22 protein-coding genes are annotated in these 21,025 nt (G+C 66.2%); 17 read left to right on the forward strand and 5 right to left on the reverse strand.

From position 1 onward, the window contains the following. Position 1: 1 nt before the first annotated feature. The gene (locus ACSS7Z_RS02070) at positions 2-820 is read left to right on the forward strand and encodes a serine hydrolase domain-containing protein (RefSeq protein ID WP_438252773.1); all 819 of its coding nucleotides are present in this window, start codon (positions 2-4) and stop codon (positions 818-820) included. Between the two features lie 34 nt (positions 821-854). Here ACSS7Z_RS02070 and ACSS7Z_RS02075 read toward each other — a convergent pair whose 3' ends face one another. Both ACSS7Z_RS02075 and ACSS7Z_RS02080 read right to left on the reverse strand, forming a co-directional pair. Beyond that, positions 855-1,277 (reverse strand): DUF1801 domain-containing protein, encoded by a 423-nt coding sequence (locus ACSS7Z_RS02075; RefSeq protein ID WP_438252774.1) that lies wholly within the window; start codon positions 1,275-1,277, stop codon positions 855-857. Continuing rightward, complete coding sequence (locus ACSS7Z_RS02080) at positions 1,274-1,846, reverse strand: HhH-GPD-type base excision DNA repair protein (protein ID WP_438252775.1); 573 nt, start codon at positions 1,844-1,846, stop codon at positions 1,274-1,276. Before ACSS7Z_RS02080 ends, ACSS7Z_RS02075 begins: the two co-directional genes overlap by 4 nt. A 153-nt stretch (positions 1,847-1,999) precedes the next feature. On the opposite strand from ACSS7Z_RS02080, the gene ACSS7Z_RS02085 reads away from it, so the two are divergent. Continuing rightward, positions 2,000-2,443: a helix-turn-helix domain-containing protein gene (locus tag ACSS7Z_RS02085; RefSeq protein WP_438252776.1), complete on the forward strand. Its 444-nt coding sequence runs from the start codon at positions 2,000-2,002 to the stop codon at positions 2,441-2,443. Continuing rightward, positions 2,440-2,790 (forward strand): HepT-like ribonuclease domain-containing protein, encoded by a 351-nt coding sequence (locus tag ACSS7Z_RS02090; protein ID WP_438252778.1) that lies wholly within the window; start codon positions 2,440-2,442, stop codon positions 2,788-2,790. The genes ACSS7Z_RS02085 and ACSS7Z_RS02090 overlap by 4 nt, the downstream gene beginning before the upstream one ends. A 161-nt stretch (positions 2,791-2,951) precedes the next feature. Here ACSS7Z_RS02090 and ACSS7Z_RS02095 read toward each other — a convergent pair whose 3' ends face one another. Then, positions 2,952-3,866: an LppP/LprE family lipoprotein gene (locus ACSS7Z_RS02095; protein ID WP_438252779.1), complete on the reverse strand. Its 915-nt coding sequence runs from the start codon at positions 3,864-3,866 to the stop codon at positions 2,952-2,954. 147 nt (positions 3,867-4,013) lie between these two features. After that, complete coding sequence (locus tag ACSS7Z_RS02100) at positions 4,014-5,321, reverse strand: glutamyl-tRNA reductase (protein ID WP_438252780.1); 1,308 nt, start codon at positions 5,319-5,321, stop codon at positions 4,014-4,016. Between the two features lie 86 nt (positions 5,322-5,407). Here ACSS7Z_RS02100 and hemE point away from each other — a divergent pair, with 86 nt between their 5' ends. The 11 genes from hemE to ACSS7Z_RS02155 all read left to right on the forward strand — a co-directional run bounded on the left by hemE (position 5,408) and on the right by ACSS7Z_RS02155 (position 14,564). Continuing rightward, the gene (hemE, locus tag ACSS7Z_RS02105) at positions 5,408-6,436 is read left to right on the forward strand and encodes a uroporphyrinogen decarboxylase (RefSeq protein WP_438252781.1); all 1,029 of its coding nucleotides are present in this window, start codon (positions 5,408-5,410) and stop codon (positions 6,434-6,436) included. Continuing rightward, a complete protein-coding gene (locus tag ACSS7Z_RS02110) occupies positions 6,433-7,962 on the forward strand; it encodes a protoporphyrinogen/coproporphyrinogen oxidase (RefSeq protein WP_438252782.1) in 1,530 nt (509 codons plus the stop codon). Before hemE ends, ACSS7Z_RS02110 begins: the two co-directional genes overlap by 4 nt. Before the next feature lie 120 nt (positions 7,963-8,082). Beyond that, complete coding sequence (locus ACSS7Z_RS02115; RefSeq protein WP_438252783.1) at positions 8,083-8,505, forward strand: hypothetical protein; 423 nt, start codon at positions 8,083-8,085, stop codon at positions 8,503-8,505. A 1-nt stretch (position 8,506) separates the two neighbouring features. Then, entirely contained in the window at positions 8,507-8,914 is a 408-nt protein-coding gene (locus tag ACSS7Z_RS02120; protein WP_438252784.1) for a phage holin family protein, read from the forward strand. Further along, on the forward strand, positions 8,901-9,176 hold the full coding sequence (locus ACSS7Z_RS02125) for a hypothetical protein (RefSeq protein WP_438252785.1): 276 nt from the start codon (positions 8,901-8,903) through the stop codon (positions 9,174-9,176). The genes ACSS7Z_RS02120 and ACSS7Z_RS02125 overlap by 14 nt, the downstream gene beginning before the upstream one ends. Before the next feature lie 54 nt (positions 9,177-9,230). Next, a complete protein-coding gene (hemQ, locus tag ACSS7Z_RS02130) occupies positions 9,231-9,908 on the forward strand; it encodes a hydrogen peroxide-dependent heme synthase (protein WP_438252786.1) in 678 nt (225 codons plus the stop codon). Between the two features lie 3 nt (positions 9,909-9,911). Beyond that, positions 9,912-10,895, forward strand: a complete 984-nt coding sequence (hemC, locus tag ACSS7Z_RS02135; protein WP_438252787.1) for a hydroxymethylbilane synthase — start codon at positions 9,912-9,914, stop codon at positions 10,893-10,895. 10 nt (positions 10,896-10,905) lie between these two features. After that, positions 10,906-11,706: a uroporphyrinogen-III synthase gene (locus ACSS7Z_RS02140; RefSeq protein ID WP_438252788.1), complete on the forward strand. Its 801-nt coding sequence runs from the start codon at positions 10,906-10,908 to the stop codon at positions 11,704-11,706. After that, complete coding sequence (hemB, locus tag ACSS7Z_RS02145) at positions 11,703-12,698, forward strand: porphobilinogen synthase (protein WP_438252789.1); 996 nt, start codon at positions 11,703-11,705, stop codon at positions 12,696-12,698. The genes ACSS7Z_RS02140 and hemB overlap by 4 nt, the downstream gene beginning before the upstream one ends. A gap of 27 nt (positions 12,699-12,725) precedes the next feature. Further along, positions 12,726-14,048, forward strand: coding sequence for a glutamate-1-semialdehyde 2,1-aminomutase (gene hemL / locus ACSS7Z_RS02150; RefSeq protein ID WP_438252790.1), 1,323 nt, complete (start codon positions 12,726-12,728; stop codon positions 14,046-14,048). Positions 14,049-14,114: 66 nt separating this feature from the next. Further along, a complete protein-coding gene (locus tag ACSS7Z_RS02155; protein WP_438252791.1) occupies positions 14,115-14,564 on the forward strand; it encodes a hypothetical protein in 450 nt (149 codons plus the stop codon). Positions 14,565-14,566: 2 nt separating this feature from the next. On the opposite strand, the gene ACSS7Z_RS02160 is transcribed toward ACSS7Z_RS02155, so the two are convergent. Further along, positions 14,567-15,919 carry an ABC transporter ATP-binding protein gene (locus tag ACSS7Z_RS02160; protein ID WP_438252792.1) on the reverse strand — a complete coding sequence of 451 codons (1,353 nt, stop codon included), beginning with the start codon at positions 15,917-15,919 and terminating at the stop codon, positions 14,567-14,569. Between the two features lie 90 nt (positions 15,920-16,009). Between ACSS7Z_RS02160 and ACSS7Z_RS02165 the strand changes: the two genes are divergently transcribed. The 3 genes from ACSS7Z_RS02165 to ACSS7Z_RS02175 all read left to right on the forward strand — a co-directional run bounded on the left by ACSS7Z_RS02165 (position 16,010) and on the right by ACSS7Z_RS02175 (position 21,013). After that, complete coding sequence (locus ACSS7Z_RS02165) at positions 16,010-17,071, forward strand: enoyl-CoA hydratase/isomerase family protein (protein WP_438252793.1); 1,062 nt, start codon at positions 16,010-16,012, stop codon at positions 17,069-17,071. Positions 17,072-17,195: 124 nt separating this feature from the next. Next, entirely contained in the window at positions 17,196-18,923 is a 1,728-nt protein-coding gene (locus ACSS7Z_RS02170; protein WP_438252795.1) for an ABC transporter ATP-binding protein, read from the forward strand. Further along, the gene (locus ACSS7Z_RS02175) at positions 18,920-21,013 is read left to right on the forward strand and encodes an ABC transporter ATP-binding protein (protein WP_438252796.1); all 2,094 of its coding nucleotides are present in this window, start codon (positions 18,920-18,922) and stop codon (positions 21,011-21,013) included. The genes ACSS7Z_RS02170 and ACSS7Z_RS02175 overlap by 4 nt, the downstream gene beginning before the upstream one ends. The last annotated feature ends 12 nt before the right edge of the window (positions 21,014-21,025 follow it).

The following is a 21,025-nucleotide window of genomic DNA, read 5'->3' on the forward strand; positions in this document are numbered from 1 at the left end:
GATGGAGACGACGACTTTCGCCGCGACCGACGGCTTCCCGCATACAGCCCTAATCGGCGTTACCGGCCCCGAGGCGACCCTGGCTGTGCAGGGGGATTCGCACACGGTGCTGCCTTTGGCATCCGTATCCAAACCCATCTCGGCCTGGGGCGTGCTCATCGCCGTCGAGCGCGGGCTCGTCGACCTCGATGAACCAGCCGGGCCGGAGGGTTCCACACTGCTGAACCTGCTCGACCACACCAGCGGGCTGCCGTTCGAGGGTGAGCAGACGCAGGCGAAGCCCGGAACGCGACGCATCTATTCGAATGCCGGGTTCGACGCGCTCGGCGCGCACGTGGCCGAGGCCGTGGGCATGCCGTTCGATGAATGGATGACTCGTGAGGTCACAGGGCCCCTCGGGATGACTGACATTGAAGTGGTCGGCCGGCCGTCGGCGGGTTACCGGGCATCGATCGCCGATCTACTGATCTTCGGTCGCGAGGTGCTGCGACCGAAGCTGGTTCCCGTCGAGCTGCGCGACCTCGCGCTCATGGTGTCGAGGCCCGGGCTGCACGGCGTCGTGCCCGGTTACGGCTCGTTCGACGACAACCAGTGGGGACTGGGATTCGAGATCAAGGGTTCCAAGAGTCCGCACTGGCTGAGCGACACGATGCCGCCCGAGACAGCCGGACATTTCGGGGGGCAGGGCAGCTTCTTGTTCATCGACCGCTCCCGAGACATCGCCGCGGCATTCCTCTCGGGGGTCGCCTTCGGTGACGACCATAAGCGCATCTGGCCCGCGCTCACCGAAGAGATCGTTGCACGCTACGGCGGACGCTGACCGGCTTTCGCGCCGGTGAACGGCGGCGGGCGCGTCAGCCGGTGATAGTCAGCTCAACCTCTTCGCTGCCCCCGGATTCCGTCCAGGCGAGCACATTCTCGAGGATGCCACGCAGGACCGTGAGGTCGACCGCCTCGAGATCTTTGATGTACAGGCACCCCTTGCCTGTAGTGTGCGGGCCCAGAATCGCGAGCGCCTCGCCGTGCCGAGAGGTGTCATCGAGGTAGAGCGTCGATGCCGTCTTGCGCGGCGCGAAGGCAAGCACGGGCATATCGCCTTCGCTGCCGGTCGGATAGCGGTAGTGGCAGCTGCCGAAGCCGATGATCGTTCCCCACAGCTCGGGCTCGCGTCCGGAGATCTCCTGCAGCACGGCCGTGAGTGTTTCGGCATCCCGGCGTCGTCCAGCTGGCGTGACATCTGCGATGAAGGCGCCGATGCTGCCTCCGGTCTGCTTCACTTCGCTGCCTTCGCGGCAGCCTTCATCGCTTTCTTGTTCTCGCGCACTTTCGTCAGTGACTCGACCGAGACGATATCGGCGACGCTGCGGAGCGAACCCTCCACACCGTAGTCGCCAGCCGCTTCGCGCCAGCCCGCGCCAGTGAAGCCGTACTGCTTGCCCAGAAGTGCGAGAAAGATCTTCGCCTTCTGCTCTCCGAAGCCGGGGAGCTTCTTCAACCGCTTCAGCACCTCGGGGCCATCAGGGTCGCCCGTCGTCCACAGTGCCGCAGCATCCCCACCCCACTCCTCAACCAGTACCTGGCAGAGCGTCTGCACCCGCGTCGCCATCGAACCGGGGAAACGGTGAACAGCTGGCGTCTGACGGAATGCTTCGAGAAAGGCCTCGGGATCCATGCTGGCGATGGCGGCGGCATCCACAGCGCCGGTGCGCTGCTCGATCTTCAGCGGGCCGGCGAACGCGGTCTCCATCGGAACCTGCTGGTCAAGGAGCATCCCGACCAGCAGCGCGAGGGGGTTGTCTGTCAGCAGCGAATCGGCGGCGGTGTCTCCGGTGATGTGAAGGGCCATGCATCCAGTCTGCCAGGGGTGACCGCCGCCAGACCCCATGGCCTGATGCGCGTGATGGCGCTTCGTACATTGCAAGCGGGCGATGCTGCAGGGGGTGCTCGATGCCCGATTTCTCCCCTTTCCCGGAATCCTTCGGCGCGATATCATCATGATATGAGTGAAGTGTTGCGCGATTTGCGCGAGCGAGCTGGGCTCAGCCAAGCGCAGCTCGCATTGCGCAGCGGTGTTGCGCAGCCAAACATCGCCGCTTATGAGTCAGGGCGGCGGAATCCGTCGGCGGCAATGGTCGATAGGTTGCGGTCGGCCATGCGCCCTTTCCCTCACGAGGCGCTCGAACAGCATCGTGACGAACTCAAGGAGCTCGCTGCGGAGTACGGGCTGAACAACGTGCGCGTGTTCGGCTCCGCCGCGCAGGGCACGGACACTGCGCTGAGCGATCTCGATATCCTTGTCACCCGCTCGCCGAACGTCGGATTGCTGACGATCGCTGAGTTCGCCTTCGCCGCCGAACAGTTGCTCGGCGTTCCGATCGACGTGGTCACAGACGGAGGGCTCCCCGCTGATCATCCGATCCTCCGGACAGCGGTGGCCGCGTGAGCGATAGGGACGAACGGTCGTTGCGTGAGATCGTGCGGTTGTGCGACAACGGCACCCGACTCGCCGGTCGAGGCCGCGAGTGGTACGTCTCGGATGATCTCAACACACCGGGGCTTGCGGCCGAATCGATCATCATCAAGATTGGTGAGAATGTCGCGCGGTTGAGCGATGAAACGATCGTCGCGAACCCGCAGGTGCCCTGGTCGAGCATCAAGCGCATGCGCGATCGGCTCGCGCATCACTACGAGGCGACCGATTATGACGCAGTGTGGGCCACCCTCAACGTCGATCTTCCCCGCGTGCGTGAAGCGATCGCATCGCTTCTCGCCGAAGCGGTCGATGATTGACCAGAGATCTGCATCGCCGGACGATCCCCGTGGTCAGCGCACCTGCTGGTCGAGGACATCCCCTCCAACAGCATGAACGGGTCGTCGATCAGTGGCGAATTGGCGGCGGTGATGTGTAGGACCGTGCATCCGGTGTTGCACTCGGCCGCGCTGACCGCAGGTCAGAATGAATACGGCGGCAGATCCCCCTCGCGGACGACGGCCTCGGTGCCTTCGTCCCAGGTGAAGGTCGAGGCTGCGGACTCGTAGGGTCCGGCGCCCGAGCCACCATCGGGAACCCACGACCGGATGATCTCGATCTCGTCCTCGGAGATGCGGGTGATCTCCGGAGCGCGTCCGTAGACCTCCTCGGTAGCTGTCTGCACGAACTCGCCCTTGTGGAAGAGCATGACCTCGTACGGGTAACCGCCCAGGCAGCAGCCCGTGAGCGGGACGACAATCCACGACAGCGTCGCGCAGGCATCGTAAGTCTCATCTGCCCAGCCCATCTCGTCCTTCAGATCCCACGTTCCGTTGGGAGCTGCGGCCAGTTCACCGCCCCAGGCAGCCAGCGCCTCACCGGCAGTGACGTCCGCGCAGGTTGCTGCGGTGATCTCCGGTGTCGCGACGCGCACGAGCATCGTCCCACTCTGTCCGTTCCAGACGCGGTCCGCGTCGGGCAGATCGGTGCCGGGGTAGTAATCCGGAGTGCCGCCAGCGATCTCTGTGCCCGCCGGGTAGTAGGTGCCGAACGGGGCATCGACGGTTGAGAATGAAAACCCGCCGTCCTCGGTTTCGGCGGGTGAACCGTGCTGAGCGATGTCGATGACGAAACCATCGTCACGGGTGGCGTTCGGGAGTGCGATGGTCACGCAGGGCTCGGTCGCGGGGCTCTCCGCTGTCGGGCACCAGCGGCCGTTGATGTCCTCTGCCGTGGGAGTCGGCTCCGCGGTGGGCTCGGGAGTCGCGGCCGCGGACTCAGCGGCGGGAAGCTTCTCTTCGGTCGCTGGGGGCGCGGCGCAGGCCGACAGGCTCAGAGAGAACACTCCGACGGCAACGAGGGCGAGCAGGCGGGACGCGGGCGAGATCAAAGGCACGTGTTTCACTTCCATACGAGGTTCCGGTCGCAATTGGTGTCGCTCTAACCGCGGAATAGCGACATAAAGTGCGACCGGAGCGGTGGGGTGGTCAGGGGGAGTGCGTTGACCGGAGCGGTGGGTGGTTGACCGGAACGGCGGGGGCGGTCAGGCGGATGCCGCGGCCGCAGGGCCGGCGCCCGCAGCCCCAGCCGCAGCGGGGCTGATGCCGTAAACCGTCTCGAGGGCTGCGATGAACTCCGCACCACGCCCGTCGGCGGCGAGTTCGTGCGCCCTCGTCGTGGGGGTGTGGGTGAGCACTCCGGCCAGATGGCGCATGGCCTGCTCGACCCTGCCATCCTCGTCACCGCGGGCTCGGGCACGTTCGATCTCGGATTCCATGAGCGAGAGGATGTGCGTGCGGAACGCGACCACTGCCGGCGTCACACTCTGTCGGTCGCCGACGACGTTGAAGGTGTCGGCAGCTTCTCGCACGACGCTGCGCGCAGCATCCGTCGCCTGCAGTTCTTCCAGCGGTGCGTGCAGTCGAATGGTCTCGAGGTCGAGCAAGGCGACGCCCTCGAGGTGCGCCACTGCGGGGTCGACGTTGCGCGGCATGCCGAGGTCGATGACGAGTTGCGACGACTGAGCGGCAGCGCCCACCGGGCATCCGCCCGCGACAGCACCGGCTTGTGCTTGCAAATGCTCGGGACCGAGCACAGGCTCGGTCGCCGTGGTGCAGGTGATCAGCAGGCTCGATTCCATGGCGACGCGGGTGTAGTCCCGTTCGGCCACCGCGACGATGTCGTGCTTCTTCGCGAAGAGTTCCGCGCGTCCTGATGGCGAGTACACCGAGATGTTCGTTGCGCCCCGTTCGCGGAGCGTGGCCAGGGTGACGGCCGCGTAAGCGCCGGTGCCGACGAGGAGAACGCGCTCAGCAGTCCAGTCCGCGATGCGGCTGTCGGCAAGTTCCAGCGAGAGGCGCACGAGTGAGCGGCCGGCGCGGCCGATCGCGGTGACGTTCTTCACTTTGCGCTGCGCCTGGCTCGCACGCTGGAACAGGCGCTCCAGCTCCGGAGACGTGGTGCCGTCCTCGCGAGCGACCTTCAGCGCACGCCGGACCTGACCGGCGATCTCGCCTTCGCCGGGGACGACGGATTCGAGACCGGATGCCACGGCGAACAGGTGCTCGGCGACCCGGCGACCCGAATGCACGGCGTACGCACCCTCAAGATCGGATGCCGTGATGCCCGTGGACTGCTCGATCGCCTCGAGCACCGCTTCCACGCCCACGGCGCCGGCAGCAGTCACCGGCTCATCGACTTCGACATACGCCTCGAAGCGGTTGCAGGTCGACACCACGACAGCACCCTGCACGCACGGCGCAATACGCAGAAGATTCGGCGCAAGGTCGTCGGGGGTGCGGCTCAGTCGCTCGAGCATTTCAAAGGAGGCGGTCTTGTGACTCGCCGTCACGCACAGCAGCACACCAGCAGTTTACGTCGCGTGCTGAGGAGTCTGCTGAAAGGGCGGTTCGTGCCGGCTGGTGGGACAATAGCAGCATGCCTTCACCCACAGCCCCGCTGCTGCGCGCGCTCGCCGGAGATCGACCCGAGCACGCCCCCGTCTGGTTCATGCGCCAGGCCGGCCGTTCACTTCCGGAATACCGCGAGCTCCGCGTCGGCACCCGGATGCTGGATGCCTGCCTCACCCCGGATCTTGCCGCCGAGATCACGCTGCAGCCGGTGCGCCGTCACGGCGTGGATGCCGCGGTGTTCTTCAGTGACATCGTCATCCCGCTGCGTCTGGCCGGGGTCGACGTCGAGATCGTTCCAGGGCGTGGCCCGGTGTTCGCCGAGCCCGTGCGCACACGCGCCGATGTCGACCGCATCACGGCGATCGACCCGGAGGATCTCGATCACACCGCGATCACCGCGGCCGTGCGCATCGTCATCGATGAGCTGGGGGAGACGCCGCTGATCGGTTTTGCCGGAGCACCCTTCACCCTGGCTGCTTACCTGATCGAGGGTGGTCCCTCGAAGGAGCACCTGCGCGCTCGGGCGATGATGCACGCCGACCCTGAGGCGTGGAACCGACTTGCCGACTGGCTCTCGCGCGTCTCCCGTCGATTCCTGCAGGCGCAGCGCGATGCCGGAGCATCTGCGCTGCAGTTGTTCGACTCCTGGGCAGGTTCGCTCAACCCCGCTGATTACCGTCAGCACATCGCCCCGCACTCGAAGGCAGCTGTGGTCGATCTCGACGTGCCGGTCATTCACTTCGGTGTCGGCACCGGCCCCTTCCTCACCGACATGCGTCTGGACGGCATAGCATCCGCTGTCGGTGTCGACTGGCGTCAGCCGCTGGACGAAGCCGCCAGCATCCTGGGCCCCGACGTCACCGTGCAGGGCAATATCGACCCGGCCATGCTGCAGGCTCCGTGGGAGGTGCTCGAGCAGCACGTGCTCGACGTGCTCGCGCGCGGCCGTGCTGCGCGTGCGCACATCGTGAACCTCGGACACGGGGTGCCGCCCGAAACCGATCCCGACCAGCTCACCCGAATCGTGGAGCTTGTGCACCGCACGGCGTCATGACCACTGACCGAGACAAAGAAGCAACCGCTGAGCTGGCCGAACGGGCAGCCGAGCGCCACGTCGTCGTCGTCGGCGGCGGGATCGGCGGCCTGGTCGCCGCGCGGGAGTTCGCGAAGGTCGGCATTCGGGTGACCCTGCTCGAGTCGGCAGAAATGCTCGGCGGTGCGATCCGTCGCGCGGATCTCGCCGGACTGACAGTGGATGCCGGTGCCGAGAGCTATGCGACCCGCGGCGGGCACGTGCGCGATCTGATCGCCGAGCTCGGTCTCACCGACCGCATCGTGACTCCGAACCCTGCTGGTGCGTGGCTTGCCGGTGTTCCCGGAGTGAACCCGGCTCCACTTCCCAAAGGCGGCATCCTGGGCATCCCGGCGAACCCATTCGCTGAGGACGTGCGCCGGATCATCGGCTGGAGCGGGGCATGGCGTGCGTACGTCGACCGCTTGCGCCCGCCGCTGACGATCGGCAAGGAGCACAGCCTCGGCAAGCTCGTCGAATCGCGCATGGGGGCGAAGGTGCGCGATCGGTTGGTCACGCCGGTGACGGCGGGCGTGTACTCCGCTCACCCGAACGACGTGGACGTCGAAGTTGCCGCTCCCGGACTGAACGAGGCGCTCACCCGCACCGGCTCGCTCTCCGGCGCCGTCGCACAGTTGGTCGCCGACCGCGCTGATCGCGCGAAGTCCGCTCCCGGCTCGGCCGTCGAGGCATTGGCTGGCGGCATGAGCACGCTGGTGGATGCCCTGGCAGCTGATCTGGTCGATCTGGGTGGAGTCATCCGAACCGGCGCTGCCGTCACAGCCCTCGATCGCACAGGCGACGGCTGGGTCGTGTCGTTCACAACTGCGGACACCGACCCGGATAGTGACGAGTCCGAGTCCGAGCCCGAGCCCGAGCCCGAGCCCGAGCCCGAGCCCGAGCCCGAAATCATTGCAGCGGATGCCGTCATCATCGCCACGACCGAATCGGATGCTCGCGCGCTGCTGCGTGAGCAGATCGATCTCGGTGCGGCTCCCGAGGCGCCGCAGATCGAGATCGTGAGTCTGCTCCTGGATGCGCCGGCGCTGGATGTCTTCCCGCGCGGGACGGGAGTGCTGACCGCACCGGGCAGCCTCGTCGCCAAGGCGCTGACGCATGCGACGGCGAAATGGTTCTGGTTGCGGGAGGCCGCTGGAGGCCGCCACATCGTGCGTGTTTCCTTCGGCTCGCAGGGTGAGCTGCCGGCAACCGCGGAGCTTGACGAGGAGTCCGCGGCCCGCCTGGCGTTGCGGCAGGCTTCGGCGATGCTCGGCGTAGCGCTGCCCTCATCGGCCCTCATCACCGCTCACCGGGCGCGTTTCACCCAGTCTCAGCCGTCATCCCTGATCGGGGCAGGTGAGCGGCGTCGCGCCGTGCGGGCTGCTGTGGAGCAGATCGATGCTCTGGCGGTCGTCGGTGCCTGGGTCGCCGGAACCGGGCTCGCACAGGTCATCCCCGATGCGAAGCTCGAGGCTGACCGCCTGCGCCGCGCTCTGATCTGGGTGTGAATGCTGGGTTGTCAAGCCCCGCTGTTGTAGATGCCGATTTCGGCATATAGCGTTACGCTGGAAACCCTGGCCGACGGCGGCAACGCCAGCGGCTCGACCGGAACAACGTGAGGAGACCCCATGAAGGGGAAGATCGGACTCGTCGTCGGGCTCGGCGTCGGATACGTACTCGGCACACGAGCCGGACGTGAGCGTTACGAGCAGATCAAGACGCAGTGGTTGAAGGTTTGGCACCTCGATCCAGTGCAGGAACAGGTCACCAAGGTCAAGGGCTACGTCGGCGACAAGGCCGCCGCGGTTCCGGGCGCAGTCTGGAACGGTCTGGTGAAGGTTGCGAAGGCCGCAGGCAACGCAGACACCCCGGGCAAGAAGCTCGATTCGGCGATCGCCACCGGCCGCAAGGTCGCGGATGATCTTGAGGATGCCGTAGAAGACGCGGTGGACGAGGCCAAAAAGAATGCCGCGGCCGCGAAGAAGACCTCCACCGGTTCGACCAGCAAGGCCAAGCCGGCTGCCAAGAAGCCCTCGACGAACGGAAAGTGACATGGTTCGCGGCTATCGTGACCGTGCCGATGACAGCCTTCTGACGCTGCTCGGCGATCTTCCGGAGCTCGTCAGCAAACTCGTCAAGGCAGAGATCGACGCGGCGAAGGCCTGGGTGTCTCGCACCGCGAAGGACGCCGGCATCGGCAGCGTATGGTTCCTCATCGCGCTGTTCTTCCTGTTCTGGCTCGTACCGATGATTCTCGTCTTCGCCGTTGCGGGACTGTCATCATGGTGGCCGGTCTGGCTGTCCGCACTGGCGGTGCTCGGGTTGCTGCTGCTGTGCATGGCACTGTGCGTCCTCCTGGGACTGCTGAAATTCCGTAAGGCACTGCGTCGGGAGAACCCCGGGCAGGCCGTTGCTACCGATATTCGACTTGTGAAGGAGGCCGGTGATGACACTGTCTGAGCAGAGCCTGCCCCGTACCGCTGTTCCCGCCGGAATCACCGATCCCGTGGCATCCGCGCGGGCAGAGCTGAAGGCTGCGCTGGCAGCAATCGAGATCAAGGGCAACGTCCCGCGCCGCATCGAGAAGGCGTCCGTGCGTGGAGCCGCCCGGGCTCGTGCGTTCGCCGATCGGAACCCGCTGGGGGCGGTTGCAGCATCGGTCGGCGTTGCCGCCGTGGCCGGTGCGCTGGTGTGGGCGATCGCTCGCGCGATCTCTCGCTGACCCCGCTCGGTCGCACGTTTCGCTCCCGCCTCCAGAAAGAGGCACACTGGAAGCATGTCCGATGCAACCGAACAAAACCCTTCTGGCTTCACACTCTGGGCGGTCTGGCGCCGTAATCCGGACGCGCCCGTCACCGAGACTGATGCGACCGAGCTCGAGACGATCTCCGGTCACATCGAAGACTCCGGAGTCACGATCCGCGGCTTCTACGACGTCTCCGGTCTGAAGGCTGACGCGGACCTGCTGGTCTGGCTGCACGGCGACACCGCCGAAGACCTGCAGAAGGCGCTGCGTCGCCTGCGCCGCACCGAGCTGCTGCGCACCCTGCTGCCGGTGTGGAACGTCATGGGCGTGCATCGCGATGCCGAGTTCAACCGTGCTCACGTTCCCGGGTTCCTCCGCGGCGTCGAGCCCAAGGGCTGGCTGTGCCTGTATCCGTTCGTGCGCACCCCCGAGTGGTACCTCGCACCGGAAGAAGAGCGCCGCGCGATGCTCGCTGATCACGGTCGGAAGGGCGCCGCCTTCACGGGCGTCATCGCGAACACCGTGGCATCCTTCGCCCTGGGCGATTACGAGTGGCTGCTGCCGCTGGAAGCAGACGATGTCACTGAACTCGTCGACCTCATGCGCGACCTTCGCTACACCGAGGCTCGCCGTTACGTGAAAGAGGAAGTGCCGTTCTACACGGGTCGGCGCTTGCGCTTCGACGAGATCGCGGACGTTCTGCAGTAGGTCATGATGAACACTCCTATTCGTCTCGGCACTCGCCGCAGCGCCCTTGCCCAAGCCCAGTCCGGACACGTCGCCGCAGCGTTGGAGAAGATCTCCGGCCGGAAGGTCGAGCTCGTCCCGATCGTCTCGGAGGGTGACACGAACCGTGCATCCCTCTCGGAGATCGGTGGGCTCGGCATCTTCGCCACCCGCTTGCGCGAGGCGCTGCTCGCCGGTGAGTGCGACATCCTCGTCCACTCCCTCAAAGACCTTCCCACGGCCATGCCAGCCGGGCTCGTGATCGGCGCGACCCCGGTCCGGGAGGCGGCGCATGATGTCGCCATCACGCGCGACGGCACACCGCTGCATCAGTTGCCCGCGGGCGCGAAGGTCGGTACCGGCTCGCCCCGCCGCATCGCGCAGGTGCATCGCCGTGCACCCCAGGCCGAGGTGGTCGACATCCGCGGGAACGTCGATTCGCGCCTGGCGAGGGTCGAATCCGGCGAGCTGGATGCTGTCATCCTCGCGGCAGCCGGCCTCTCGCGACTGGGATCTGACACGCCACTCTCCCGTGAAGAGCTGGATCTGACCACCTGGCCCACGGCTCCTGGCCAAGGCTCGCTCGCGGTGGAGACGACCTCCGACGCGCCCGCCGAGCTGCGCGGCTTCCTCGCCCGGCTCGACGATGAAGACACTCGTCTGGCGATCTCCGTGGAGCGCGGAATCCTCGAGGGATTGGATGCCGGATGCCAGGCACCGATGGCCGCTCACGCGGTCGTCGCCGGTGATGCTGTTCGAGTGCGAACGGCTGTCTACGCAGCCGAAGGAGAGCGTGTGATCGACCTCGACGTCACGGAATCCCTGAACCGGGGGTATATTCGTGTGAACGGCAGTGGCAACGGAGCGGATACTGCCGATGGTGCGGACCCGAATCACGCAGCACGCGAGATCGGACTTTCTGTCGCCCGTCGGCTGCTCGATCAAGGGGCGGCCGGACTCGTCTCCTGAGAGCAATTCAATGATCAGCACACCCGAAACGAAGCAAGATAAGCCGTTGACCGGCTGGCGCGTCCTCGTTCCGCGAGGGGGCCCCTGGGGCGACGGTGTCGCCGCGAGCCTGCGTGCGCAGGGAGCAGTCCCTGTCGTCGCGCCACTGATCAACTTCGGCCCGACCAACGACCAGGCAGCGCTTGACGCTGCACTCGCGAAGCTGGCTGCCGGAGAGTTCGACTGGCTGACCGTCACCAGTGCGACGACGGTGGACGTTCTCTTCGCGCACCGCGCCGAGGTTCCCAAGTCGACCAAGATCGCCGCAGTGGGTGAAACCACGGCCGCAGCTCTCCAGGCGGTCGGATACGAAGTCACCCTGGTACCCGAACGCGACAATTCCGCGGCCGGCATGGCACAGCAGCTGATTGCCCTCGAGCCCGAGCCGCGCCGGATCCTGACGCTGCGCAGCGAGATCGCGAAGCCCGTACTCACCCGCTCGTTGATCGAAGCCGGGCACGACGTATCGAGCGTCGTCGCGTACCGCACCGTGGGCGTGCCGGTCACCGATCGCATCCGTCGTGACGTCGACAGCGGGCGCATCAACGCGATCCTCATCACGAGCGGATCCGTCGCGCAGCAGGTGCGCGAGCAGTTCCCTGACATCCCTGATGACACGCTGCTCGCCGCGATCGGACCGCGCACCGCAAGTGATGCTCGTAAGGCCGGTCTTCCGATCACCGTGGTGGCCGACAAGCAGACGGTTGACGCGCTGATCGACGCGGTCTCGCACTTCACGCTTCCGCATGCCGCTGACGAGTTCGCACCGTGAGCTTCCCCGAGATTCGTCCGCGTCGGCTTCGCACCAGCCCGGCCGTTCGTGCTCTCGTTCGGGAGACTTCGCTGGAAGCGCGACAGCTGGTGCTGCCGATGTTCGTGCGCGAGGGGATCGCTGAGCCGACGGCGATCTCATCGATGCCTGGCATCGTCCAGCATTCGATGGACTCGCTGCGCCGAGCGGCAGTGGAGGCGGCTGAAGCGGGCGTCGGCGGGGTGATGCTGTTCGGCGTTCCTGCGGTGCGTGATGCTCAGGGATCCGGAGCGGATGACGCCAACGGCATCCTGAACCGCGCCACCGCCGCGCTGATCGACGAGGTCGGCGACGCGCTCGTCGTGCAGACCGACCTGTGCCTGGACGAATTCACCGACCACGGTCACTGCGGCGTGCTCCGCCCTTCGACCAGCTCAGGGGGCGATCCCGTCATCGACAACGATGCGACGCTGGAGCGCTACGTTTCGATGGCGCTTGCGCAGGCTCGCGCAGGCTCCCACCTGCTGGGACTGTCCGGCATGATGGACGGCCAGGTCACGGCGATTCGGCAGGGGCTGGATGCTGCCGGCTTCACCGACACGCTGCTGCTCGGGTACGCGGCCAAGTACGCCAGCGCGTTCTACGGCCCGTTCCGCGAAGCCGTCGACTCGCAGCTGCAGGGCGACCGCCGCACCTACCAGCTCGATCCCGGCAACCGCCGCGAGGGGCTGCGCGAGGCGCTGATCGATGAAGCCGAAGGGGCTGACGTCGTGATGGTCAAACCCGCGATGGGCTTCCTCGACGTGCTGCGCGAGGTGCGCGATGCCGTGCACGTTCCGGTCTGGGCGTACCAGGTCTCCGGCGAGTACGCGATGATCGAGGCCGCGAGTGCGAACGGATGGATCGATCGCCGGGCCGCCGTGCTGGAATCGCTGCTGTCGATTCGCCGCGCGGGCGCCGATGCGGTTCTGACGTATTGGGCAACCGAGGCCGCTGAGTGGCTTCGGAACTGATCCGGTTTCCTGGCTGAGGAGCTTCTGATGACTGATCGCAACGATGACCTCTTCACCGCCGCGCAGGCGGTCACTCCCGGAGGGGTGAACTCACCGGTACGCGCCTACGGTTCCGTCGGCGGGACGCCCCGGTTCCTGGCATCCGCACAGGGCCCCTATGTAACGGACGCCGCCGGCACCGAATACGTCGACCTCGTCGCCTCGTGGGGTCCGGCCCTGCTCGGGCACACGCATCCAGAGGTCGTCTCCGCGGTGCAGGACGCCGCCACGCGCGGCCTGTCGTTCGGTGCGCCCACCGCGGGTGAGGTCCAACTCGCCCGCGTCATCGCCGAGCGCGTGCGGCTGGGTGACCTCGCACCGATCGAGCGGGTGCGTCTGGTCTCCACTGGCACCGAGGCCACGATGACGGCGATCCGATTGGCTCGGGGCGTTACCGGACGCGACCTGCTGGTGAAGTTCGCCGGTCACTATCACGGGCACTCCGACGGCCTGCTTGCCGAAGCAGGATCTGGTGTTGCGACCCTGGCGCTTCCTGGGTCGGCCGGAGTGCCGGCGCCGATCGCCGCGCAGACGCTGGTGATCGAATACAACGATCGGGATGCCCTCACCGCCGTCTTCGCCGAACACGGCGACCGCATCGCCGCCGTCATCGTCGAGGCTGCCGCGGCCAACATGGGCGTCGTGGCTCCTGACCCGGGGTTCAACCGCTTCATCGCCGACACTGTGCACGCGCATGGCGCACTGATGATCCTGGACGAGGTGCTCACCGGCTTCCGGGTGCATCACGCCGGGTTCTGGGCATTGCAGGCCTCGCTGGGCGAGGAATACCTTCCCGACATCATCACCTTCGGCAAGGTCGTCGGCGGAGGGATGCCATTGGCCGCCCTCGGCGGACGTGCCGAGGTCATGGACCAGCTCGCGCCCGTGGGCCCGGTCTATCAGGCGGGAACGCTGTCGGGGAACCCGCTGTCGGTGGCCGCGGGGCTGGCCACGCTGCGGCTGGCAACCCCGGCCGTTTATGCGCGGGTGGATGCCGCGGCGACACGCATTGCGAACGCTCTGGATGCGGCCCTCACCGACGCCGGAGTCATCCACGCGGTGCCGCGGGCCGGCAACCTGTTCGGGGTCGCCTTCGCGCCTGCGCCTCCGCGCACCTACGCTGAGGCGCTGGCGCAGGAGTCGTTCCGGTACCCGCCCTTCTTCCACGCCATGCGTGAGCAGGGCGTTGCGCTTCCGCCGAGCGTTTTCGAAGCCTGGTTCCTTACCGCGGCACATGATGACGCGGCACTGTCTCGCATCGAGGCAGCGTTGCCCGCGGCAGCGGCGGCAGCAGCATCCGCTCGTCCCTGACTGATTGTTGTGGCACTGTGAGCAAGTTGCCGACAGATTTGCGGCTACCGCTGGCAGACTGGATGCATGGTGACGCTGCTTCTGGATCAGACACAGCTGGAAGTTGTGCTCTCCCCGCTTGAGCGGGCCGCGACGTTTCACCGTGACAACCTGCGGATCTCTCGCGAGACGATCCAGAAGGTTCAGTTGACCGACGACGCCTGGACGTGGTTGCGTGGCGTGCCGGGCCCCGGCACGCACATTCCCGGAATCGTCGCCGCCGGCACCTGGAAGGCCGCGGCCACCACCGACTTCGTCATGGTCCGTGGGCGTCGCCCGAGCGTGGTCATCGACCTGCACGGCGATGAGCAGTTCCACCGGCTGATCCTCACCACCCGGCACGGCCTCGCCCTCACGCAGGCGCTGCGGCTCGATGTCTCAGAAGATCCCGTCGATGTCGTCGAGATTGCCAGCACCGCACCGATTCCGGTGGTGAAGGGGCGTCAGCGTCCGGTGATCCGGCCGCGCCCGGCCTGAGGTCAGCGCTGCTCGGCCGCAGAATCTTCTGCGGCTGGTTCGTCTGAGGCGGGTTCGTCTGCCGCGGGTTCGTCTGGAGTCTGCTCGGCGGACACAGTTTTGTCGTGGCCCGGGGCATCGCTCTCGGGTACTGCGGCCGGCTCTGGCGTGTTGAACGCGCTGGCCATCGCGGCGAGACCTGCGAGGCCGGGGAGCGGACGATCTTCTTCTGCGGGGGCGACCGCAGGCGCTTCGACCGGTTCGGGCTCGGTGACCGGGGCTGGTTCGGCGACGGGCTCGGGTTCGGCGACAGGTTCGGGTTCGGTGACCTGCTCGGGTTCGGTGACCTGCTCGGGTTCGGTGACCGGCTCGGGCTCGGTGACCGGGGCGGGTTCGGCGACGGGCTTGGGTTCGGCGACCTGCTCGGGCTCGGCGACCGGAGCCGCCAGCGGGGCCGGGGCCTGGTAGCGGTCGTTCACGAGGTCGAGGAAGACGTCCTCGAGTGTCGGTCCCCGCTGCTGCAGCGTGGTCAGTGCGACGCCGGCACGGGCCGTCAAGCTGCCGATGGTGGCGGCATCGCTGCCGCGCACAGTCAGACCGGAGCGCAGCACCTCGAACTCATAACCCGCGCCGCTCAGGGTCTCCGACAACGCGGAGCGGTCTTCAGCATCCACTACGACCGGACCGGTCCGCGGGTCGGCGAGATTCTCCATGGTGTCGGCGAATTTCAGCTTGCCGTTCGCGATGACGAGGATCTCGTCGGCCGTCTGCTCGATCTCGGAAAGGACGTGCGATGACACCAGCACGGTGCGTCCCTCAGCGGCCAGGCCGCGGATGAGCGTACGCATCCACCGGATGCCTTCGGGATCGAGGCCGTTGGCCGGCTCATCGAGAATGAGGACGCCCGGGTCGCCGAGCAGAGCGGTGGCCGCGCTGAGCCGCTGGCGCATGCCGAGCGAAAGCGCCGAGATGCGTGTGTCGACGTCGCCGCCGAGACCGACGAAAGCGATGAGTTCGGCCACCCGCGAGGAAGAGATGCCGTTGGCCTTGGCCGCAGCGGTGAGATGACGCTCGACCGTGCGCCGAGGGCGGAAGCCGGGATCCTCCAGCATGGCGCCGACCACGCGAGCGGGATTTCGCAGTTCCGCGTAGCGCGTGCCGCCGAGGGTGGCGGTTCCCGAGGTGGGCTTCTCGAGTCCGAGAAGTACGCGCAGAGTGGTCGTCTTGCCGGCACCGTTCGGGCCGAGGAACCCTGTCACGACACCGGGATTGACGCGCGCGGAGAAGTCGGAGACGGCGGCGACAGCGCCAAAGCGCTTTGTCACGTGGTCGAACTCAATGAGCTGTCCGTCGGGCATCCGAGGCCTTTCCTGCATGGTCGTTCCCCCTATCCTGCCGGAAAACGCACAGAATCTCGCCTTTCGTGGGTGCAGAACGACCAGATCAGCCGTTGTAACGTGGCTTTCGTGACTGACATCGACGAGGCATCCGCCGTTCTGATCCGCACTGAGGGATCGCTGGGGTGGCTCACCCTGAACCGGCCGAGGCCGATCAACGCACTCAATCTCGCCATGATCCAGCAGCTCACCGCGGCACTCGAGGCCTGGCGGTACGACTCCGACATCGACATCGTGCTCATCGACGGAGCCGGCGAACGGGGCCTGTGCGCCGGGGGTGACGTGCGGATGCTGTACGACGAGATCACCGCGGGGCGACCGGAGAGCACCGCCACGTTCTTCCGCGCCGAATACACCCTCAACCGGATGATCGCCGAGTACGCGAAGCCGGTCGTGGTCTTCGCCGACGGCATCACGATGGGCGGCGGCATCGGCCTTGCCGGCCATGCCGCGATCCGAATCGTTACCGAGCGCAGCCGCCTGGCGATGCCCGAGACCCGAATCGGCTTCACCCCCGACGTCGGCGGCACGCTGCTGCTCGGCCGGGCCCCGGGACGGCTCGGCGAGTATCTCGGACTGACCGGCACCACGATGAGCGGAACGGATGCCATCTACGCCGGGTTCGCCGATCACTTCGTGCCCTCACAACACCTGCCCGAGCTTCGCGAGGCCCTGGGCAAGCGCGCCGATCCGACCAGCCCGTCTGAGCTCGTCCTCCTGTTCGACGAGACGCCGGAGCCGTCAGCGCTCGCCGATGAACGGGCCTGGATCGACGAGGTGTTCGCGGCCGACTCCGTCGGAGAGATCATGCAGCGGCTGTCCGAACGGTCTGAGCCCGCGGCATCCGCCACAGCCGAGACACTTCGAGAGCTGTCACCCACGGGTCTCGCCGTCACGCTCGACGCCGTCCGTGAGGCCCGCGAGGGCGACCTGCGCGACGCGCTGCGCGGCGAGTACCGCCGGGTGATGTGGTTCGCTCACGAGCACCCCGATCTCGTCGAGGGAATCCGAGCGCAGCTGGTCGATAAGGACCGCACGCCGAAGTGGCAGCCGGCCACAATCGATGAGCTCGAGACCGATGCCGGAGCGGCCGCTCGGGCGTATGCTCCCGAGCAGGCGCTGTGGGAATAATCAGACCGTGACCTGCGAATCGTTCGCCCTGAGCGGATAATCGCACGCGGGTATTTCGAATGTCTGAGGTTCGTGACAACCTGTGTTGTGGCCGATTCGGCCCCTCTCTGTCAAGGACACTTTCATGCTCGGAAAACTTCTCTTCCGTTACCTCCGCAAATACCGCTGGCTCCTCGTCGGCGTACTTGTTTTTCAGTTCGCCAGCGCACTGGCAACCCTCTATCTGCCGCGCCTGAACGCCGACATCATCGACAAGGGCGTCGCTCAGGCCGATACCGGCTATATCTGGCGCACGGGCGGCTTCATGCTCGTGGTGTCGCTCGGCCAGATCGTCTGCTCGGTCATCGCGACGTACTTTGCGGCGAAGGCGGCGATGAGTGTCGGTCGTGACATTCGCGCCGACGTCTTCTCGCGGGTGAGTGGCTTCTCCGAACGCGAGGTTTCGCAGTTCGGCGCGGGGTCGCTGATCACCCGCAACACGAACGATGTGCAGCAGGTGCAGATGCTGGCGATGATGGGGGCGACGATGTTCGTCACCGCGCCGCTGCTGGCCATCGGCGGCATCATCATGGCCGTCCAGCAGGACGTCGGGCTCAGCTGGCTGATCGGCGTCTCGGTGCCGGTGCTGCTGGTGGTTGCCGTGATCATCATCAGCCGGATGGTGCCGCTGTTCCGGCGCAACCAGGCCAAGCTCGATGCGATCAACCGGATCATGCGCGAGCAGCTCACCGGCGTTCGCGTCGTGCGGGCATTCGTGCGCGAGCGGATCGAAGAAGAGCGATTCCGCGGTGCGAACACCGACCTGATGATTCTGGGCCGCAAGATCGGGTCCCTCTTCGTGCTGCTGTTCCCGCTGTTCATGCTGATTCTGAACGTCACGGTCGTCGCGGTGATCTGGTTCGGCGGCATCGAGATCAACGCCGGGAACGTCGAGGTCGGCACGCTGTTCGCGTTCATGCAGTACATCGGCCAGATCATGATGGGCGTCATCATGTCGAGCTTCATGGCGATGATGATCCCCCGCGCTGCTGTTTCCGCTGAACGCGTGGGCGAGGTGCTGGATGCCGAATCAGGGTTGGAGCGCCCCGAGAACGGTGTCGTGGATTTCCCGGCACCCGGCACCATCGACCTGAAGGATGTCGAGTTCACCTATCCGGGCGCCGAAGCGCCAGTGCTCTCGGGGGTGACGTTCTCCGCAGTCAAGGGGGAGACCCTCGCGATCGTCGGCTCGACCGGCTCCGGAAAGACGACGCTGGTATCGCTGCTGCCGCGGCTGTTCGACGTGACGGGCGGCTCGGTCAGTGTCAATGGCACCGACGTTCGTGCCGCTGATGTCGAAGCGCTGTGGAAGAGCATTGGCCTCGTGCCGCAGCGGCCGTTCCTCTTCACCGGCACTGTCGCATCGAACCTGCGGTACGGGCGCGAGGAAGCCACCGATGAAGAGCTGTGGCATGCGCTCGAGATCGCCCAGGGTCGTGACTTTGTCGAAGAGATGCCCGATGGGCTCGAATCCAGGATTTCGCAGGGCGGGACGAACGTGTCCGGAGGTCAGCGTCAGCGCCTGGCGATCGCCAGGGCCATCGTGCACCAGCCAGAGATCCTCGTGTTCGATGACTCGTTCTCCGCGCTGGACCTCACCACCGATGCCCGGTTGCGACAGGCACTGTGGCGAGAGCTGCCAGAGGTGACGAAGATCGTCGTTGCGCAACGTGTTTCGACAATCGCCGATGCTGATCGCATCGTCGTCCTCGAGGGCGGCACCATGGTCGGCGTCGGCACACACGACGAGCTACTGGAAACCAGTAAGACCTACCGCGAGATCGTTGAGTCGCAGCTGGGAGTGGACGCATGAGCGATGCGACGAACGAAGCGGCCGTTTTGACCGCCGAAGAGCAGTACGAGGCAGAACTCGCCGACGCTGCGCGCCTGGAGGCCGGTGGTTGGGATGCTCCCACCCCCGGCAAGGCCGATAACTTCGGCAAGAGCTTCGGCCGGATGCTGGGGCTGCTGAAGCCGTCGGCGATCTGGCTCGTCATCGTCTCGATCCTCGGTGCGATCGGTGTCGTGCTCATGGTCGCAGCACCCAAGGTGCTCGGCGAGGCGACCAACATCATCTACGAGGGTTTCATCTCGCGGATGCTCGCCGACAACGGCGTTCCGGCTGGTACGTCGCAAGCCGATGTCGTTGAGTTGCTGCGCTCGCAGGATCAGAACGACTTCGCCAACATGGTCGCAGCCTTCAGCGACTTCGAGGTCGGTGCCGGTATCGACTTCGAACGCCTGCGGTGGATCATCATCGGCGTTCTGGCCATCTATGTCGGTGCGGCGCTGCTGAGCTGGATTCAGGGCTACGTCATCAACGTGATCATGGTCCGCGCGATGTGGCGGCTCCGCGAAGACGTTGAGGCGAAGATCAACCGGCTGCCGCTGGCGTACTTCGACAAGGTGCAGCGCGGTGAACTGATCTCGCGCGTTACCAACGACATCGACAACATCACCCAGACGATGCAGCAGTCCCTCTCTGGGGCATTGACCTCGGTTCTGACCGTGGTCGGCGTCCTCGTGATGATGTTCTCGATCTCTTGGCAGCTGGCGCTGGTGGCTCTTGTCGCACTGCCGCTCATGGGCGTGATCTTCGGGGTCATCGGACCGCGCTCGCAGAAGGCCTTCGGCATGCAGTGGCGCAAGGTTGGCCGTCTCAACGCTCGGGTGGAGGAGGCTTTCTCCGGCCACGCACTGGTCAAGGTCTACGGCCGCGAGCAGGATGCTCTCGACAAGTTCCAGGCCGAGAACGAAGAGCTGTTCCAATCGAGCTTCAAAGCACAGTTCCTGTCCGGCATCATCATGCCGGCGATGACGTTCATCGGCAGTCTCACCTACGTCGGCATCGCGGTTCTTGGCGGTCTGATGGTCGCCAGCGGACAGCTGCGCCTCGGTGATGTGCAGGCCTTCATCCAGTACTCACAGCAGTTCACACAGCCGCTGAGCGAACTGGGCGGCATGGCAGCAATCGTGCAGTCGGGTACGGCCTCCGCAGAGCGGGTGTTCGACTTCCTCGATGCTGATGAGCAGGAGCCCGACGCCGAAGACGCGCCGACTCTGCCACGGGGTGAGGCGGCTCAAGGCGTCATCGAGTTCGAAAATGTGTCGTTCTCGTACACGCCGGAGCGTCCGCTGATCAACGACCTCTCCTTCCGGGTGGAGCCGGGGCAGACCGTTGCGATCGTGGGCCCCACCGGGGCCGGCAAGACGACACTGGTGAACCTCATCATGCGGTTCTACGAGCTGAACTCGGGCCGGATCCTTCTCGATGGGCAGGACATCGCCGAGGTGACGCGTGATGATCTGCGCTCCCGCACCGGGATGGTGCTGCAGGACCCGTGGCTGTTCGCGGGATCGATCCTGGAGAACATCCGCTACGGGCGCGCAACAGCCAGCGATGAGGAAGTGCTCGACGCCGCCAGGGCGACCTACGTCGACCGATTCGTGCACGCGCTGCCGGATGGCTACGACACCGTGCTCGAAGAAGACGCCGCCAACGTGTCTGCGGGTGAGCGACAGCTCGTGACGATCGCGCGTGCGTTCGTGGCGAAGCCGTCGATCCTCATCCTGGATGAGGCCACCAGCGCCGTCGATACCCGCACGGAGCTCTTGCTGCAGCATGCGATGGCCGCGCTCAGACAGGGCCGCACATCGTTCGTGATCGCGCACCGGCTGTCCACGATTCGCGATGCCGACCTCATCCTGGTGATGGAGCATGGTGACATCGTCGAGAAGGGCACGCACGATGAGCTCATTGCGGCGCAGGGCGCCTATTGGCGGCTCTACCAGTCGCAGTTCGAGCAGGCCGCGACCGACATCGACGCTGAAGAGGCGATGACCGGCGCTATCGGTGTGGTCGCCTCGGAAGAAGCCGAGGTCGTGGTCGACGAAACACCGTGAGCAAGAGATGAG

This window comes from Microbacterium wangyouchuni, assembly GCF_051546305.1.
Lineage (GTDB): Bacteria > Actinomycetota > Actinomycetes > Actinomycetales > Microbacteriaceae > Microbacterium.

Bases quoted from the DNA above. Each gene is read 5' to 3' on its own strand.
- ACSS7Z_RS02155 (WP_438252791.1), top strand. From the start codon at position 14,115: ATGGTGACGCTGCTTCTGGATCAGACACAGCTGGAAGTTGTGCTCTCC.
- ACSS7Z_RS02070 (WP_438252773.1), top strand. From the start codon at position 2: ATGGAGACGACGACTTTCGCCGCGACCGACGGCTTCCCGCATACAGCC.
- ACSS7Z_RS02120 (WP_438252784.1), top strand. From the start codon at position 8,507: ATGGTTCGCGGCTATCGTGACCGTGCCGATGACAGCCTTCTGACGCTG.
- hemQ (WP_438252786.1), top strand. From the start codon at position 9,231: ATGTCCGATGCAACCGAACAAAACCCTTCTGGCTTCACACTCTGGGCG.
- ACSS7Z_RS02175 (WP_438252796.1), top strand. From the start codon at position 18,920: ATGAGCGATGCGACGAACGAAGCGGCCGTTTTGACCGCCGAAGAGCAG.
- ACSS7Z_RS02110 (WP_438252782.1), top strand. From the start codon at position 6,433: ATGACCACTGACCGAGACAAAGAAGCAACCGCTGAGCTGGCCGAACGG.
- hemE (WP_438252781.1), top strand. From the start codon at position 5,408: ATGCCTTCACCCACAGCCCCGCTGCTGCGCGCGCTCGCCGGAGATCGA.
- ACSS7Z_RS02170 (WP_438252795.1), top strand. From the start codon at position 17,196: ATGCTCGGAAAACTTCTCTTCCGTTACCTCCGCAAATACCGCTGGCTC.
- ACSS7Z_RS02080 (WP_438252775.1), bottom strand. From the start codon at position 1,846: ATGGCCCTTCACATCACCGGAGACACCGCCGCCGATTCGCTGCTGACA.
- ACSS7Z_RS02125 (WP_438252785.1), top strand. From the start codon at position 8,901: ATGACACTGTCTGAGCAGAGCCTGCCCCGTACCGCTGTTCCCGCCGGA.
- ACSS7Z_RS02160 (WP_438252792.1), bottom strand. From the start codon at position 15,919: ATGCAGGAAAGGCCTCGGATGCCCGACGGACAGCTCATTGAGTTCGAC.
- ACSS7Z_RS02140 (WP_438252788.1), top strand. From the start codon at position 10,906: ATGATCAGCACACCCGAAACGAAGCAAGATAAGCCGTTGACCGGCTGG.
- ACSS7Z_RS02115 (WP_438252783.1), top strand. From the start codon at position 8,083: ATGAAGGGGAAGATCGGACTCGTCGTCGGGCTCGGCGTCGGATACGTA.
- ACSS7Z_RS02085 (WP_438252776.1), top strand. From the start codon at position 2,000: ATGAGTGAAGTGTTGCGCGATTTGCGCGAGCGAGCTGGGCTCAGCCAA.
- hemC (WP_438252787.1), top strand. From the start codon at position 9,912: ATGATGAACACTCCTATTCGTCTCGGCACTCGCCGCAGCGCCCTTGCC.
- hemL (WP_438252790.1), top strand. From the start codon at position 12,726: ATGACTGATCGCAACGATGACCTCTTCACCGCCGCGCAGGCGGTCACT.